The 16,992-nt window shown below is 47.5% G+C and carries 14 protein-coding genes; 4 read left to right on the top strand and 10 right to left on the bottom strand.

Features of this window, described 5'->3' with window-relative positions; genetic code table 11:
- Positions 1-246: 246 nt before the first annotated feature.
- Complete coding sequence (locus ACI0FR_RS13330) at positions 247-705, bottom strand: OsmC family protein (RefSeq protein ID WP_404906191.1); 459 nt, start codon at positions 703-705, stop codon at positions 247-249.
- A 346-nt stretch (positions 706-1,051) separates the two neighbouring features.
- Here ACI0FR_RS13330 and uvrA point away from each other — a divergent pair, with 346 nt between their 5' ends.
- Positions 1,052-3,973, top strand: coding sequence for an excinuclease ABC subunit UvrA (uvrA, locus tag ACI0FR_RS13325; RefSeq protein WP_404906192.1), 2,922 nt, complete (start codon positions 1,052-1,054; stop codon positions 3,971-3,973).
- A 1-nt stretch (position 3,974) separates the two neighbouring features.
- On the opposite strand, the gene ACI0FR_RS13320 is transcribed toward uvrA, so the two are convergent.
- A complete protein-coding gene (locus ACI0FR_RS13320) occupies positions 3,975-4,835 on the bottom strand; it encodes an NAD(P)H-hydrate dehydratase (protein ID WP_461667953.1) in 861 nt (286 codons plus the stop codon).
- A gap of 228 nt (positions 4,836-5,063) precedes the next feature.
- On the opposite strand from ACI0FR_RS13320, the gene ACI0FR_RS13315 reads away from it, so the two are divergent.
- Positions 5,064-5,402, top strand: a complete 339-nt coding sequence (locus tag ACI0FR_RS13315; protein WP_374833328.1) for a P-II family nitrogen regulator — start codon at positions 5,064-5,066, stop codon at positions 5,400-5,402.
- A 47-nt stretch (positions 5,403-5,449) separates the two neighbouring features.
- Complete coding sequence (gene glnA, locus ACI0FR_RS13310; protein WP_404906194.1) at positions 5,450-6,859, top strand: type I glutamate--ammonia ligase; 1,410 nt, start codon at positions 5,450-5,452, stop codon at positions 6,857-6,859.
- A 73-nt stretch (positions 6,860-6,932) separates the two neighbouring features.
- Here glnA and ACI0FR_RS13305 read toward each other — a convergent pair whose 3' ends face one another.
- From ACI0FR_RS13305 to ACI0FR_RS13295, 3 genes are read right to left on the bottom strand one after another with little or no spacing between them, the layout of a single operon-like run.
- On the bottom strand, positions 6,933-7,718 hold the full coding sequence (locus ACI0FR_RS13305) for an ATP12 family chaperone protein (RefSeq protein WP_374833324.1): 786 nt from the start codon (positions 7,716-7,718) through the stop codon (positions 6,933-6,935).
- A 53-nt stretch (positions 7,719-7,771) separates the two neighbouring features.
- A complete protein-coding gene (locus ACI0FR_RS13300) occupies positions 7,772-8,674 on the bottom strand; it encodes a DMT family transporter (RefSeq protein ID WP_404906195.1) in 903 nt (300 codons plus the stop codon).
- A gap of 47 nt (positions 8,675-8,721) precedes the next feature.
- Positions 8,722-9,705, bottom strand: a complete 984-nt coding sequence (locus ACI0FR_RS13295; protein WP_404906196.1) for an RluA family pseudouridine synthase — start codon at positions 9,703-9,705, stop codon at positions 8,722-8,724.
- 355 nt (positions 9,706-10,060) lie between these two features.
- Here ACI0FR_RS13295 and ACI0FR_RS13290 point away from each other — a divergent pair, with 355 nt between their 5' ends.
- Positions 10,061-11,860 (top strand): glucan ABC transporter ATP-binding protein/ permease, encoded by a 1,800-nt coding sequence (locus tag ACI0FR_RS13290; protein ID WP_404906197.1) that lies wholly within the window; start codon positions 10,061-10,063, stop codon positions 11,858-11,860.
- Positions 11,861-11,906: 46 nt separating this feature from the next.
- On the opposite strand, the gene ACI0FR_RS13285 is transcribed toward ACI0FR_RS13290, so the two are convergent.
- From ACI0FR_RS13285 to tmk, 5 genes are all read right to left on the bottom strand, one after another.
- Positions 11,907-12,728: an MBL fold metallo-hydrolase gene (locus tag ACI0FR_RS13285; RefSeq protein ID WP_404906198.1), complete on the bottom strand. Its 822-nt coding sequence runs from the start codon at positions 12,726-12,728 to the stop codon at positions 11,907-11,909.
- A gap of 18 nt (positions 12,729-12,746) precedes the next feature.
- Entirely contained in the window at positions 12,747-13,532 is a 786-nt protein-coding gene (locus ACI0FR_RS13280; RefSeq protein ID WP_404906331.1) for a TatD family hydrolase, read from the bottom strand.
- A 49-nt stretch (positions 13,533-13,581) separates the two neighbouring features.
- On the bottom strand, positions 13,582-15,129 hold the full coding sequence (gene metG, locus ACI0FR_RS13275; RefSeq protein ID WP_404906199.1) for a methionine--tRNA ligase: 1,548 nt from the start codon (positions 15,127-15,129) through the stop codon (positions 13,582-13,584).
- A 91-nt stretch (positions 15,130-15,220) separates the two neighbouring features.
- Positions 15,221-16,303, bottom strand: coding sequence for a DNA polymerase III subunit delta' (locus ACI0FR_RS13270; RefSeq protein WP_404906200.1), 1,083 nt, complete (start codon positions 16,301-16,303; stop codon positions 15,221-15,223).
- Positions 16,293-16,955 carry a dTMP kinase gene (tmk, locus tag ACI0FR_RS13265; protein ID WP_404906201.1) on the bottom strand — a complete coding sequence of 221 codons (663 nt, stop codon included), beginning with the start codon at positions 16,953-16,955 and terminating at the stop codon, positions 16,293-16,295. Before tmk ends, ACI0FR_RS13270 begins: the two co-directional genes overlap by 11 nt.
- Positions 16,956-16,992: the final 37 nt, after the last annotated feature.

Raw genomic sequence — 16,992 nt, 5'->3', positions numbered from 1 at the left:
TTTGAACAGGGCATGAGCTGCAAAATCTGTCGCATCTCTAATTTGCCCAAGTGTCGCATCTCTATATAGCTGTTATAGTGTTGAATTGGATAATCTATCTTATGGAACATATATATTTATTAAACCCTTTGGCAATAAAAGGATATTATTCATTTCAAGCTGTTTTGTAAGGAAGATAATCCTTATAAATATTGCACTTGATGCCGTAGTTGATTCGGTGAACCTACGGCATCATGCATCTCTGCATCAGTTATGCTGTTTGACAACTTGAATGTCAGTTTTGACAGAATTGGCAATAAAGCATTGCTCATGTGCCAAATGATGCAGCTGCGCTTCCAGTTCAGCACTTGGCTTATCTCCATCATAAGTGATGAGCGGTTTTAACTCGACACGGCTTACGAGGATCTTGCCATCAATCTTTTCCATTATGCCCACGGCCTTATCGGTATAACTTTCAACAACGATACGTTTAGCAGCTGCAACACCAAGAAATGTCAGCATATGGCAACTGGAAATAGCCGCGATATAAGCCTCCTCCGGATCAACATTGGCTTCGACGGAATAAGGCAGCGGAATGACATGCGGAGATGATGAGGCCAGAACAACCTGACCACCATCAAAGCGCCAAATATGCCCGCGGCTATATTTCTTATCCGTAAAAACAGCGCCTTCACGTTCCCAATGCACTTCCACAGACATTTCCATAATGCGTGTCCTTTATATGGTCATCTGCTCGTCATATTATGCCAGCCGCGTTGATAGAGCCAGTATGAAGCAGAGAAAAATATATACTCGAAAATCTAAGCTAATATCGTATTAGAGTTTTCATAGTTTAAAAACGTGTGAGGATGAAAAATAGACTTGTTCGATCTTTGTTCTCATGTTAATCCAGAGAAATAAAGCTGTCACTGCTCTTAAAACTATGGCTGCGCAGTTCCATATAAACGAGCAGTATGAAGCAAGAAAGTAACCGGACACCATGATGACCCTGCCCGCAAGCAGCGTTCATGCAAGCTGGTTTGGCATGATTTTAAGCAGGCAGAACGCAAAAATGAGTGAGCATAAATTCATCTCCATCCGTGGCGCACGGGAGCATAACCTCAAAAATATCGATCTGGATCTGCCCAGGGACAAGCTGATCGTCATGACGGGGCTATCCGGTTCCGGCAAATCCTCATTGGCTTTTGATACGATTTATGCTGAAGGTCAGCGTCGTTATGTTGAAAGCCTTTCAGCCTATGCACGCCAGTTTCTGGAGATGATGCAAAAACCGGATGTCGATCAGATTGACGGTCTTTCGCCTGCCATCTCGATTGAGCAAAAAACCACCAGCCGTAATCCGCGTTCGACTGTTGGTACGGTTACAGAGATTTATGATTATTTGCGTTTGTTGTTTGCGCGCGTAGGCGTGCCCTACTCGCCAGCCACCGGATTGCCAATTGAAAGCCAGACTGTCAGCCAAATGGTTGACCGTGTTTTGATGATGGAAGAAGGCACACGTCTTTATATCTTGGCGCCGATCGTGCGTGGCCGTAAAGGTGAATATCGCAAAGAACTGCTGGAATTGCAGAAAAAAGGCTTTCAGCGTGTCAAAATTGACGGCGAGTTTTATGAAGTCGCCGATGTGCCGCCGCTTGATAAGAAATATAAGCACGATATTGATGTCGTTGTTGATCGCCTTGTGGTGCGCTCTGATATCGGCTCGCGTTTGGCGGATAGTCTGGAAACCAGCCTGCAACTGGCAGAAGGTTTGGCGATTGCCGAATATGCCGACAGGCCTTTGCCGGATTCCGAAAAAGCTGGACAGTCTGCTAATAAATCAAAGAATGAAACGCATGAGCGCGTGATGTTCTCGGAAAAATTTGCTTGTCCGGTTTCCGGCTTTACCATTTCCGAGATCGAGCCACGTTTGTTTTCCTTCAACAATCCTTTTGGTGCCTGCCCGACTTGCGATGGTTTGGGTACACAGCAAGCGATTGATCCGAATTTAATTATTCCGGATGCTGGTCTGGCGTTGAAAAATGGTGCTGTGGCACCATGGGCGCGTTCTTCATCACCCTATTATAATCAAACGCTTGAAGCATTGGCGCAAGCATATGATTTTGCAATGTCTGATAAGTGGAGCGAATTGCCGGAAATTGCAAAAAAAGCCATTCTTTATGGTACGGCCGGGCGCGAAATTACCTTCTCTTATAATGATGGTACACGTTCTTATCAGACGACCAAAAGTTTCGAAGGTGTCATTCCCAATCTGGAGCGTCGCTGGAAAGAAACAGATTCTGCCTGGTCACGTGAAGAAATTGAGCGCTTCATGTCTTCAAGTCCCTGCCCTTCTTGTAAAGGCTATCGTTTGAAGCCAGAGGCACTGGCTGTAAAAATCGGTGGTCTGCATATTGGTCAGATTACAGAACAGTCCATTCGCGTGGCAGATGAGTGGTTTAAGAATGTCGATGCCGTTTTCAATGATAAACAGCGCGAAATTGCAGCACGTATTTTAAAAGAAATCCGCGAGCGTCTGCGCTTTTTGAATGATGTCGGGCTGGAATATCTGACTTTGTCGCGCAACTCCGGCACATTGTCGGGCGGTGAAAGCCAGCGTATCCGTTTGGCATCGCAGATTGGTTCCGGTTTGACCGGTGTGCTTTATGTGCTGGATGAACCGTCAATCGGTTTGCATCAGCGTGACAATGCCCGTCTGCTTGATACGCTGCGTCATTTACGTGATCTCGGTAATACCGTGATCGTTGTCGAGCATGATGAAGATGCAATTTTAACCGCTGATTATGTGGTCGACATCGGGCCTGCCGCCGGTGTGCATGGTGGGCAGATCATTGCGCAGGGCACACCGCAGCAGATAATGCAAAGCAAGGATTCATTGACCGGTCAATATTTATCAGGTTCATTGAATGTTGAGGTGCCCGCCGAGCGACGTCCTTTGTCGGATACAAAACGCCTTAAAGTGATTGGTGCGCGTGGCAATAATCTTAAAAATATCTCGGCAGAAATTCCACTTGGTACTTTTACGGCGGTGACAGGTGTTTCAGGTGGTGGTAAATCTACCTTCCTGATTGAAACCTTGTTTAAAGCGGCATCGCGTAAAATTATGGGCTCGCGTGAACATCCGGCCGACCATGACCGGATTGAAGGTTTGGAATTTCTCGATAAAGTGATTGATATTGATCAGTCGCCTATCGGCCGTACGCCAAGGTCAAACCCTGCCACTTATACCGGTGCTTTCACCCCTATTCGTGATTGGTTTGCAGGTCTTCCGGAGGCAAAAGCACGCGGTTATCAAGCTGGGCGTTTCTCGTTCAACGTCAAAGGCGGGCGTTGCGAGGCTTGTCAGGGTGATGGCCTGATCAAAATTGAAATGCACTTTTTGCCAGACGTTTATGTCACTTGTGATGTGTGTGACGGCAAGCGCTATAACCGCGAAACGCTGGAGGTTTTGTTCAAAGGCAAATCTATTGCGGATGTGCTGGATATGACGGTGGAAGAAGGTGCTGAATTCTTCTCGGCTGTGCCATCTGTCCGCGACAAACTGGAAACTTTGGTCAAAGTCGGATTGGGTTATGTCAAGGTCGGGCAGCAGGCCACGACATTATCGGGTGGTGAGGCGCAGCGCGTTAAGCTTGCTAAGGAGCTTTCCAGAAAAGCCACCGGTCGCACCCTTTATATTCTTGATGAACCGACAACCGGTCTGCACTTCCATGATGTTGCAAAACTTTTGGAAGTGCTGCATGAGCTGGTCGATCAAGGCAATACGGTTGCGGTTATTGAGCATAATCTCGAAGTGATCAAAACGGCTGACTGGATTATCGATATCGGCCCCGAGGGCGGTGATGGCGGCGGTCAGGTTGTGGCGATGGGACGGCCTGAAGATATCGTCAATGTTCCGGCCTCCTATACAGGAAAATATCTGAAAGAGCTTTTGAAGCGTCGCCCTCATCAAAAAACACAAGCCGCTGAATAAGTTAGCTGGTTTCAAGCGCAATCAGACATTGCGGTAACATCAGGGGCAGGTCTTCAGCAATGAGGCCTGCCCCAAACTTTTTGGCCGCTTCACAATGCAGCCAAACGGCCGCAGAAGTCGCCTCAAAAACCGACATATTTTGTGCGAGCAATCCTGTTACCATACCAGCTAATACATCACCTGATCCTGCAGTTGCCAGCAAAGGTGTGCCATTTTCATTGTAACAATATCTGCCATCAGGGTGCGCAATAATCGTTTGTGCACCTTTATAAATCACACATGCCCCTGCACGTGCTGCGGCTTTCAATGTTTTTTCAGCCTTTGTCAGTTTGCTATCACGCGAAAGATCAGGAAAGAGCCTCGAAAATTCACCTTCATGGGGTGTTAATACGGTTTCAATATTTGAAGCATGAATAGTCTTAAATAAATGATCGGATGCATTTTCAAAGCTTGAGATTGCATCTGCATCAAGAACTAAGCGATTGGCGCTCGCTTTATTTAGTAAAGTGATGCAATCATGTTGTGTTTTAACGCCCAACCCATATGCAGGGCCAATTAAGGCTGCTGTCACATGGCGCTTTTCAATATAATCAAGTGCGTCTTGTATTGTTCTTGTTTCACGCAACATGATGCTGGTTAAGTGTGCGGCATTAACCAATAGCGCATCGGATGGCGACAACACTGTAACCAACCCTGCCCCGATCCGCGCAGCGCTCATAGCCGCAAGGCGCGCCGCCCCTGTATTGGTGAGGTTGCCAGAAAATATGAGGGCATGGCCGCGTTTATATTTATGCGCGTCTTTCGCAAGGCGTGGCAATGCATCTTTCCATAATTTGGGTTCATTCAAGAATGCATTTTCCATGTTTCACCACTGCTTTTCTGATTGTGTGATTTGATAATAAGCATGATGCCTAAAAAACAGGCACATGGCTATTTTTCCCATACTTCTAATGAGAGGTTAAGTCAGATCATTTCTGGCAACAACTGCTTTTTAAGCGCGCATTTGAACGAAAAAATTAAAAAAATTCTACTTGGCACGAAACATGCTTTTTTATTCTGTAAGCGGATCAAATAAATGGAGCCTGCGCAAATGAAGAAAATTGAAGCTATTATAAAGCCGTTCAAGCTTGATGAAGTCAAAGAAGCGCTTCAGGACGTTGGCTTGCAAGGCATTACCGTCATTGAAGCCAAAGGTTTTGGTCGCCAGAAAGGCCATACCGAGCTTTATCGTGGTGCAGAATATGTGGTGGATTTTCTGCCGAAAGTAAAAATCGAATTGGTTGTCACGGATGAAGCGCTTGAAGGCGCTATCGAAGCCATTCGCAAAGCCGCTCAAACCGGCCGCATCGGTGATGGTAAAATCTTTGTTTCCAATATTGAAGAAGTCATTCGTATTCGTACCGGCGAAACCGGTCCGGATGCCATTTAATAAAGCTCAACCTCCCTTCAGTTCATAAAGCCCAAGGACAAAATATAATGACGACGTCTCACGATATTTTAAAATTGATTACCGACAACGAAATCAAGTTTGTTGATTTGCGTTTCACGGATCCAAAAGGCAAGCTGCATCACCTGACCATGGATGTCAGCTTTGTTGATGAAGACATGTTTATTGACGGTGTCATGTTCGATGGTTCATCCATTGCGGGTTGGAAGGCTATTAATGAATCCGACATGGTGCTGATGCCCGATCCTGAATCTGCCCATATTGATCCATTTTTTGCCCATCCGACACTGGTGCTGTTTTGCGATATTCTGGATCCCATTTCCGGTGAGGCTTATGCCCGTGATCCGCGCACGACAGCCAAAAAGGCTGAAGCATATGTCAGTTCTTTGGGTTTTGGTGACACGGTTTATGTCGGTCCTGAAGCCGAGTTTTTCCTGTTTGATGATGTGAAATATAAAGTCGATTCCTACAATACCGGCTTCAAACTGGATTCTTATGATCTGCCAAGCAATAGTGATCGTGAGCTTGAAAGCGGCAATCTTGGCCATCGCCCGCGTAAACAGGGCGGATATTTTCCGGTTCCCCCAATTGATTCAGCACAGGATATTCGCTCCGAAATGCTGACTGTTTTGAACGAAATGGGCGTGACAGTTGAAAAGCACCATCATGAAGTGGCAGCTGCACAGCATGAGCTTGGCCTGAAGTTTGATACGATTGTTCGCAATGCCGACAAGATGCAGATTCATAAATATGTGGTGCATCAGGTTGCCAATTCTTACGGCAAAACGGCAACATTTATGCCAAAGCCGGTTTTCGGTGAAAGCGGATCGGGCATGCACGTGCATTTGTCAATCTGGAAAGACGGCAAGCCGACATTTGCAGGCAATGAATATGCAGGTCTTTCAGAAACCTGCCTCTATTTCATCGGTGGTATTATCAAACACGCTAAAGCAATCAATGCTTTCAGCAACCCTTCAACCAACTCTTACAAGCGTCTGGTGCCAGGTTATGAGGCCCCTGTTCTGTTGGCTTATTCTGCCAGAAACCGTTCTGCTTCCTGCCGTATTCCGTTCGGCTCTTCTCCGAAATCGAAGCGCGTTGAAGTTCGTTTCCCTGATCCATCCGCCAACCCCTATCTCTGCTATGCAGCGCTTCTGATGGCTGGTCTTGACGGTATCAAGAACAAAATCCATCCGGGTCAGCCAATGGATAAAGATCTTTATGATCTGCCGGCAAAGGAATTGAAAGAAATTCCGACGGTGAGTGCTTCCTTGCGTGAAGCTCTGGAAAGCCTTGATAAGGATCGTGAATTCCTTAAAGCTGGTGGTGTTTTTGAAGATGATCAGATCGATAGCTTCATTGAATTGAAAATGGCAGAAGTGATGCGTTATGAAATGACCCCGCATCCGGTCGAGTTCGATATGTATTACTCTTGCTAATATTTAAAAAAAAGCCCCGACGAAAATCGGGGCTTTTTCAATTATATCAAATATTTATATAATTTTCTTCAATTTACGATATAGCTTTTAAGAGTGCATCTGTGGCAAACATTTCTGTGGCTCGTTTCTGGCGGCGCCAGTGAGCCTCTTCATCTTCACCCCAATTTTCAATCGTCCAATCTTCATCCAAATGCGCCAGTTTCCACGCTTCTTCAGCTGTCAGATGCTGTTTGTAAACAGCCAACGCCAATAAAGCGGAGCCGGTAAGCGTGGTGAATGTATGCAGCACTGCCAAGGTGAACGGATCGTTCGCACTTGATAAATGGGCGCCATATGCAGCAATTGCTTCCCGTGGCTGTTCCACATGCATCACGCCTTCAGCAAGGTTAAAGCGTGCGCCCAAGCTTTGTGCCCAGTCAATAATCGGATCCCATTGTTTGGTCTGGCGATCCACCAATTCTTGCGGGCTGTCGGCGCGGTAAAACAACATATCACATGAAGCAAAACGCAAGATATCTTCAAACACCGCCTGATGATCAAGTGCGATACCATCAATGGCGGTATTGACCAGTCGGGTAACCGGCATTGTTTCCGCATTCACCACTTCTTTTTGCGCTTCGAACTCATCAGCGACCAGCTGTGCAGCGGCACGGGTTGGTAAGAGCAATGGTTGGCGAGCAGGTGTACGCACCAGTTTGCCATCAAGTTGAACCGTAAAACCGCCTTCGGCCTCGACGACTGCTGCTTTTTCATAAAACCGTTTCGGCAGTGGCGCTTTCATCTGGATTTGGGCGCGGCGCACCGGATCCGGATCGGAAAGTGTTGGTCCTGCTTCAAGATCAGATAAAATATCACGCATGTTGAGTTTCCGTCTTTGATTAAAATGTATTGGCGGTCTTGCAAGCGCGCTTATCATGCAGCCTTGTGACTGCCGGTTCTGACAGGCCGATTAATGATAATCAACCCCAAAGCGATTAAGATCAATGCTGCAAAAATCTTCCAGCCAAGTGCTTCGCCGAGCAAAATTCCACTCATCAGAACACCAAATGCCGGTGTAAGAAAAGCAAAATTGGAAAGTTTCGATACAGGATAACGTCGCAGCATCCAAAACCAAAGCGGATAGGTGAACGCGACTACGAATACGGACTGAAACAGAAACGCAATGATTGACCACATATCGGGTGAACGCATGAGTGAACCGCTTAAAGTCATAAATGGTAAAGGCACTATGGAAGCCACGGCCAGCTGATAGAGTAAAACTTTTTCAGGAGCCGCACGGGTGAGTGAACTGCGTTTGATGACAATATTGGTCATGCCCCACATAATGCCACCGGCCAGAGCCATCAGGTCACCAATATAAGCATAAGCACCAACGCTTGAGACACGGTCCGAGAAAACCAAAAATACACCGGCAAAGGCGATCAGCATCCCGATAACCGCCTGTAACGACATACGTTCGCTCAGCAAAAAATGGCTGCCGATAGCAACCCAAAACGGCATCATGTTCATCATCAATGTGACGCGGCCGACATTGGTATAATCCATCGCCATAAAGATAAGGACAAACTCGCTGCCAAATAGAAGGCCTGCCAGAATGCCCGGCCAGAATGTACCATCTAGATTAAAGAGTGGTATTTTTTTATACTGACACCATAGAAAAACCAGCCCGCCACCAAGCACAGAGCGCGCGCTTGCCATCAGCATAGGGTTAAATCCCTGATTGCCGACTTTGATCGCGACTTGATTGAGCCCCCATGTAAACATCAGAAACAACACCAGAGCGAGTGCCATGCCGTCAAAAGGTGCCGGCTGCATTCCTGGTGCTGGTTTTACAATGCTAGAGCCCGACTTTGGCATTGCGCTTAATCTTCCGAGTTTTCCATATCGAAGCTCAGCAGGTTCCATGTCTGCACCATATGAGGCGGCAATGGTGCTGTGACATCTAAAGTTCCGCCTGAAGGGTTTGGAATGCGGATGCGTCGGGCATGCAGATGCAGCTTGTTTTGAATGCCGCCCGGGAATTCCCAGTTCTGATCGGCTTCAAAATATTTCGGATCGCCAATAATCGGATGACCGATATAGGCTGCATGCACGCGCAACTGATGCGTGCGACCGGTATAAGGTTCCATTTCCAGCCATGTCAGACCGTTACCGGCTTTTTCAATAATACGGTAAAAGGATACTGCATGATCTGAATCCGGTTCGCCATGTTTGCAAACACGCATTTTATCGCCATCAGGCGTCGTTTCTTTAACCAACCATGTGGAGATTTTATCTTCCTTTTTGCGTGGCAAACCTTTGACCAAAGCCCAATAGGTTTTCTTGGTGTCACGCTCACGGAAAGCGGCGGTCAATGACTGTGCCGCGCCTCGTGTTTTGGCCACCACCAGCACACCGGACGTATCTTTGTCGAGACGGTGTACAAGACGCGGTTTCTCTCCACGTTTGTTACGCCATGCTTCCAGCATACCGTCGACATGACGGGTGAGGCCTGAACCGCCCTGCACTGCCAAACCTGCCGGTTTATTGAAGACGTAAACCTTTGGGTCTTCATAAAGCAGCATTTGTTTAAGCACATCGCTGTCGCTCTGACTGCGAATGCTTTTACCCGTCAACCCTGATGTTTCGGCTCTATCTTCAAGACCAAGCGGCGGAATGCGGATGGATTGGCCAGCCTGCAAACGGCTGTCGCTTTTTGCACGGCCGCCATCGACGCGGATTTGACCCGAACGCAGCAATTTTTGCAAATGTCCAAAGCCCAATCCCGGATAATAGACCTTCATCCAGCGATCGAGTCGCATTCCTGTTTCATCCGCGGCAACGGTTTTAATTTCTACACCAGCCATAAGCTTAACCCAATATTTTTACGCAAAAGCTGCTTTGAAAAGCGGATGCTTTTTGCCACGCCATCCATAAATGGCGTATTTCATCATTTGTTATTTTAAGCTCCTAGCACTGCTTTACACATCTTGCGAGTTAAGAATGCGAAAGTTTGGTCAAACAACACCAAAATTTAACGTTTCTATCACGCAGCATTACAGAGCGTTGTAATTTATGGTTGAAATGGCCACTTTCATGCCATTCTTGAAACCCAACTCTATTGTGTAAATTTCACAAAAGTCCCATCTCATGGCGGATGCAGCACAATGTGAATGTAAAGCACTTATGCCAGCATGCCTGATGAATGGCCGGAGTTGAACTGTGACCTTATTTAAAATCTATTGGCGCTCCATGACCTATTTAGCTGCTGAAAAGCGCGCCACAATCATCATGTGTATTGCCAGCACATTGGTAGCACTGGTGACATTGGCCGAACCTATTTTGTTCGGGCAAGTGATTGAGGCGATTTCAGAGCGTGCCAATGTCGTCACTCAACTGGTATTGTGGGCAGCTCTTGGTATTTTCAACATTATTGCGGTCGTTTTTGTGGCGCGTGGCGCCGATCGTCTGGCGCATCGCCGCCGTCTTGGCGTATTGACGGAATCCTATGAGCGCATCATTACCATGCCGCTTGCGTGGCACCAAAAGCGTGGCACATCACACGCATTGCACACACTTATCCGTGCTACAGATTCCCTTTTTACATTATGGCTTGAGTTTTTACGCCAGCATTTAACCACTGTTGTTGCTCTCACCGCGCTTATTCCGCTTGCTATGCAAATGGATATGCGCATGTCTCTTGTTCTTGTGGTGCTGGGTGTCATATACGTGATGATCGGCCAATTGGTGATGCGCAAGACCAAAGATGGTCAGATTGCCGTTGAAAAACATCATCATAAAGTCTTTGAACATGTCAGCGACACAATCAGTAATGTGTCTGTTGTGCAAAGCTTCAACCGCATCACCACTGAAGCAGAAAACTTGCGCAAATATGCCGCTGACTTACAAAAAGCGCAAAATCCAGTTTTGAACTGGTGGGCATTGGCAAGCGGTCTCAACCGCATGGCCTCCACTATATCGATGGTAATTGTGCTGCTGCTTGGCGCTTATTTTGTTTCCAAAGGCCAGTTGCGGGTTGGTGAAGTGATTGCCTTTATCGGCTTTGCCCAACTGATGATTGGTCGTCTTGACCAGATCAGTGCCTTTATCAACCAAACCGTTTCCGCACGCGCCAAGCTTGAAGAGTTTTTCGAGATGGAAGACGCAACTGCTGATCGTTATGAACCGGAAGATGCACTGGAGCTGAAGGATGTCACGGGTGAGATTGTCTTTGACAATGTCACTTATGAATTCCCGAATTCCGGTCAGGGCGTATATGATGTTTCCTTCACTGTTGAACCGGGACAGACAGTTGCTATTGTCGGGCCGACAGGTGCAGGTAAAACCACACTGATCAACTTGTTGCAGCGTGTTTATGAGCCTGCTGCCGGACGTATTACCATTGATGGTCATGATACACGTCAGGTCAGCCGTAATTCGCTTCGCCATTCGATTGCAACAGTGTTTCAGGATGCCGGTCTCTTTAACCGTTCGATTGAAGAAAATATTCGTATTGGCAATAAAGATGCCGATAATGATGCGGTTCATGGTGCTTCCAAAGCAGCGGCTGCCCATGACTTCATTTTGTCGAAAAGTGAAGGTTATGACACCAGAATTGGTGAGCGTGGTTCCAATCTTTCCGGTGGTGAACGTCAGCGTCTGGCCATAGCGCGTGCAATTTTGAAAGATGCGCCAATTTTGGTTCTGGATGAAGCGACTTCCGCTTTGGACGTTGAAACTGAAGCAAAAGTCAAAAAAGCCATTGATGATTTGAGCGAAGGTCGCACCACTTTCATCATTGCGCATCGCTTGTCGACGGTTCGCTCGGCCGATCAGGTGCTATTTCTCGACAAAGGTCATGTGATTGAGCGCGGCAGCTTTGATGAACTGGCGGCCAAAAACGGCCGCTTTGCTGCCCTGCTTCGTGCAGGTGGCCTGATGGCTTCTGATGATGAGAAAGATGACAAAACCGCATCCGGCAGCAATGTGATGCCCTTTCCCGTTAAGGAAGCGTCAGCTTAAAAAATGTGACATAAAAAAACCCCGAAATTCGGGGTTTTTTATTGCTTTAAATCTTGATCTTAAAATCGATATGCATACCGTCATAAGCGGGTTCCACGTGTTCAGGCACTTGGGCTAGCACAGTTTCATAATCAAGCGGGATATGCATATGGGTTAAAATTGCCCGTTTAGGCTTTAAGCGCTCAATCCATTCAAGCGCTTCTTCTAATGAAAAATGGCTGACATGGCGGCGATATTGCAGTGCATCAATAATCAGTAAATCCAGGTTCTCAAGCGTTTCGGTGCTGCCTTCCGGAAAGGCACTGACATCAGTGCAATAGGCGACATCACCAATCCGAAAGCCTAAGCTTTCAATATCACCATGTTGTTGTGACAAAGGCTGAAAACTGATCGGACCACCTGCCCCGTCAATCGTGAAAGGTGTTTGATTATCAATCTCGTTGGCTTTTAAAATCGGCGGATAATTGGAGCCTTTAGGCGTGACAAAACAATAGCCAAAGCTTTCATCAAGGCGCGCTTGCGTGATGGCAGTCGCATAAATATCCATCAAAGCCTGATTGTCATTCACGTAGGTGCGCAGATCATCAATACCGTGAATATGATCGGCATGGGCGTGCGTGTAGATGACAGCATCAAGCTTGCTGACTTTCGCATCAATCATTTGCGCACGAAAATCAGGCCCTGTATCAATCACCACTACGGTTTTGTCGTCCGACGGATTAATGCGCTCGACCAACAGCGACGCACGTCTGCGATTATTTTTCGGATTTTGCGGATCACAAGCACCCCAGTCGCCGTTGATGCGCGGCACACCAGGTGAAGAGCCACAGCCCAAAATGGTCAATCGCAGAGTTGATGCGTCGCTCATGAGATACCTTCTTAGACTTTACTCTAAAGGTCTGGGCATTTTTGAAAACAGACGGAAGACATTATCACTGGTGATTTTGGCAATGTCTTCTGAAGAAACACCAATCACATCCGCCAGCACATCAGCCGTATGTTTGACAAAGGACGGTTCATTGCGTTTGCCGCGATGCGGCATCGGCGCCAGATATGGTGCATCCGTTTCTACCAGCAAACGACCATGCGGCACGATCTTTGCCGCTTCACGAATTTCGACCGAATTCTTGAAGGTAATAATGCCGGAAAACGACACATAACCGCCAAGTTCAACCCCAGTACGCGCCAGATCAATGCCGGAGGAGAAGCAATGCAGAATAAACGGAAACGCGCCTTTAGCGGTTTCATCCCGCAAAATCTGCGCCATATCGTCATCAGCACTGCGCGCATGGATCACCAGTGGCAATTGTGTGCGGCGTGATGCTTCAATATGGGTCAATAGACCTTGGCGCTGGGCTTCCGGCGTTGAATAATCATAATGATAATCAAGCCCCGCCTCACCGATTGCCACGACTTTTTCGTGTTGTGCCAATTCAACCAGTTGATCGGCGGTCACATCCAGTTCTTCATGGGCGTTGTTCGGATGCGTTCCGACCGAGCAATAAACTTCGTCATATTTTTCAGCCAAAGCCAAAATATGATCGAACTTTTTTACCCATGTCGAGATGGTGACCATCCGGCGCACGCCATTGTCAAAGGCGCGCTGCATGATGGCCTCGCGCTCTTCGTCAAAGTCGGCAAAATCCAAATGGCAATGGCTGTCGACCAGCAAAGGCATCCGGATTTCACCTTTATTCATATCATTGGCAGACATCAGACAATCACAATCCGTCTTCTGTTTCCACATAGCGCGGGAAAACCGGCTGTGGAGCTGGCAATGGCTCACCGCTTACCAACGGATGAGCAGTAATATCGGCGAAATTGCGCTGATCTTCAGCAATTGCGAGAACATCCAACAGCTTAGCGGATGATGCAGGAATGAAAGCCTGTGTCATGATGCCAACGCGACGCAGTATTTCAGCCGTCACATAGAGAACGGTTTCCATCCGTGCCGGATCTGTCTTGCGCAGTGCCCAAGGCTCCTGACCTGCAAAATAACGGTTAGCTTCAGCAACAACGCCAAAGATCGCCGCCAATGCATGGTGGATACCTTCCTGCATCATTTGCTTGCGGGCGGTTTCAAGCGCTGCATCAGCCATATCGAGAATGGCTTTATCGTCAGCACTGAATTCACCCGCTGCCGGTACTTTGGCTTCACAGTTTTTAGCGATCATCGACAATGAGCGCTGTGCCAGATTGCCCAGATCATTGGCCAAATCGGCATTGGTGCGATTGACGATTGCTTCATGACTGTAGCTGCCATCCTGACCGAAAGGCACTTCACGCAGTAAGAAATAACGCAGCTGATCAAGACCATAGCGCTCGACCAAGCCCTGCGGGTCAATTACATTGCCGAGTGACTTCGACATTTTTTCGCCGCGGTTAAACAAGAAACCATGCGCGAAAACGCGTTTCGGCAGTTCGATGCCAGCAGACATCAAGAATGCAGGCCAGTAAACCGCATGAAAGCGCAAAATATCTTTACCGATGATGTGGGTATTGGCCGGCCAAAAGCCCCATTTATCGGTTGTCATATCCGGATAACCAAGGGCGGTAATATAGTTGGTCAGCGCATCGACCCACACATACATGACGTGTTTTTCATCACCTGGAACCGGAATACCCCAGTCAAAAGTGGTACGCGAAATCGACAGATCTTTCAGGCCGGATTTGACGAATGAAATCACTTCATTACGACGCTCGGACGGCATGATAAAATCTGGCTGGTTTTCATAAAGCGCCAGTAATTTGTCCTGATAAGAAGACAGTTTGAAGAAATAACTTTCTTCTTCCACCCATTCAACCGGTGTGCCCTGCGGGCCATAACGCACATTGTCGGCACGCACTTCGGTTTCTTCTTCGCCGTAATAGGCTTCGTCACGAACCGAATACCAACCGGCATAGCCGCCTTTGTAAATATCACCATTGGTCTGCATGGCAGACCAGATATGCTGACAGGCTTTATAATGGCGCTCTTCAGAGGTGCGGATATATTCGTCATGAGACGAATTCAGATAGACCGCCATTTTCTGAAATTCAGCCGTATTTCGGTCAGCCAGCTCACGCGGGGTGATGCCCTCTTTGCGCGCACTTTGAAACATCTTGATACCGTGCTCATCAGCGCCGGTCAGAAAGTGAACATCCTTACCGTCAAGGCGCTGAAAACGAGCTAATGCATCGGTTGCGATCAGTTCATATGCATGTCCGATATGTGGCTTGCCGTTCGGATACGCGATCGCGGTGGTGATGTAATATTTTTCGCGGTTCATAACTTCACATTACTTCGTTTCAAATCTTGTTAGCTGTGACATATCCTATGTGGCAGGCTGTGTCACTTAATCTTGTAATCTCTGCGTTAAATCACATCACACTGATAAGGTCGCCATGATTGGCGAGATGTGTTTTTTGCAAAATAATCATAACCGCTTGTTTGCGGTCAAGGTTATAGGTCATTGTTTCCGCTGCTTCATCCGAAATCTTATGCCAAAAACGTGACCATGCATCGGCAGCGCCGACAAAACCATCTTCAGCATATTTGCAAGCCTTTGAAGCAATCAAATTGAGCATATGCTCCATAAATAACTGATATTGTATTTCTGCTTCACGGCCATTTAAAATCTGCGCCAGATTTTGCGCTTTCGGTACATCAAAAACGGGCGCCGCTAAAATGGCATCAGCTGTATCTGCAATTTCAATACCGCCATTGGCCACCATCAGCAAGGCGCGCCGCACACTGCCTTCAGAGCGCACAAATAACGACTGCATATAACCGGCATTATTGGTATCAAGGCCTACCTGCGCACCGATAAGACTTAATGCAGATTGCATTGAACCATTATCAAGCGGCTTGAAGCGCAGTGCCTGACAGCGTGAGCGAATTGTCGGCAGCAAACGGCCGGCAGAATGCGAAATCAGGATAAAAAGTGCCTTTGCCGGCGGTTCTTCCAGTGTTTTCAGCAAAGCATTGGCCGCATTGCGGTTCATGTCGTCTGCCGGATCAATGATGACAATCCGCCAGCCATCATCGGATGCGGTGCGCGTCAGAAAATGCGTCACTTTGCGAATTTCATCAACCGTAATCACGGTGCGGAATTTACTGGTCTTTTGATCAAATGGTCGACTGATATGCAAAACCGCCGGATGCATGCCGCCAGCAATCTGACGATAAAGCGGGGTGTCGAAATCCGGCTTGCTCAGTTGCAGCGGTGCATGAGCCGCTTGCGGATATTGTAAAATATGCCCCGCCAGCTGAAAAGCAAAGGTTGCCTTGCCAATCCCCTGTGGCCCTTCCAGCAGCAAAGCATGATGCATACGCCCACTTTGATAGGCTTGCACCAAAAATTCCACATTATCATCATGGCCGGTCAGAAAGTCATTTGCGGAAGGTGCCGGAATGCCTTCAATCGTATCATAGGTCTGCGGGCTGACTATCTCACTCATCATCAGCTGCCTTTGTAAAATCTCTGGCTTTCAATAAGGCTGCCATTTCGGCGATGATATCCTGATTAATCGCTTCAACAGGTCTGTCGGCATCAATCACTTTGCAACGTTCTGGCTCATTGGCAGCGATACTGAGAAAAGCCTGACGTCGTTCTTCTTGTGTAAAAATCTGTTCTTTTTCAAAGCGATCTGCAATTTTGTTACCACGACGCTTTAGCGCGCGCGCCATGCCTTTTTCAGCTGGAATATCCAGAATAAAGGTCATATCCGGTTTGACACCGTCAATCGAAATGCGCTCCAAAGTCGTCATAAAACCGGCATCCAAATTACCTGTCACGCCCTGATAGACACGGCTTGAATCGATGAAACGGTCGCATAATACAATGCGTCCTTCCTCTAAAGCCGGTCTGATCAATTGTTCGATATGATCATTGCGTGCAGCTGCAAAGAGAACTGCTTCCATAGCAGAACCATATTCTTCCGCAGCACCGCTTAAAATGACATGGCGCACGGCCTCAGCTCCATTTGAGCCACCTGGCTCACGGGTAATCAGCGGATCAAAACCTGCACTTTTCAGGTAATCAGCCAGCAGGGCAATTTGCGTTGATTTTCCAGCGCCCTCGCCGCCTTCGAATGTTATGAACAATCCGGCCACCAGCTATGCGCTCCTTGCAATAAAATTGATATTCATC

The sequence above is a fragment of the Paenochrobactrum sp. BZR 201-1 genome, assembly GCF_044987585.2.
GTDB lineage: Bacteria > Pseudomonadota > Alphaproteobacteria > Rhizobiales > Rhizobiaceae > Paenochrobactrum > Paenochrobactrum pullorum.
The sequence above is the reverse complement of the archived record's forward strand: the minus strand, read 5'-3'. Positions and strand labels throughout refer to the sequence as shown.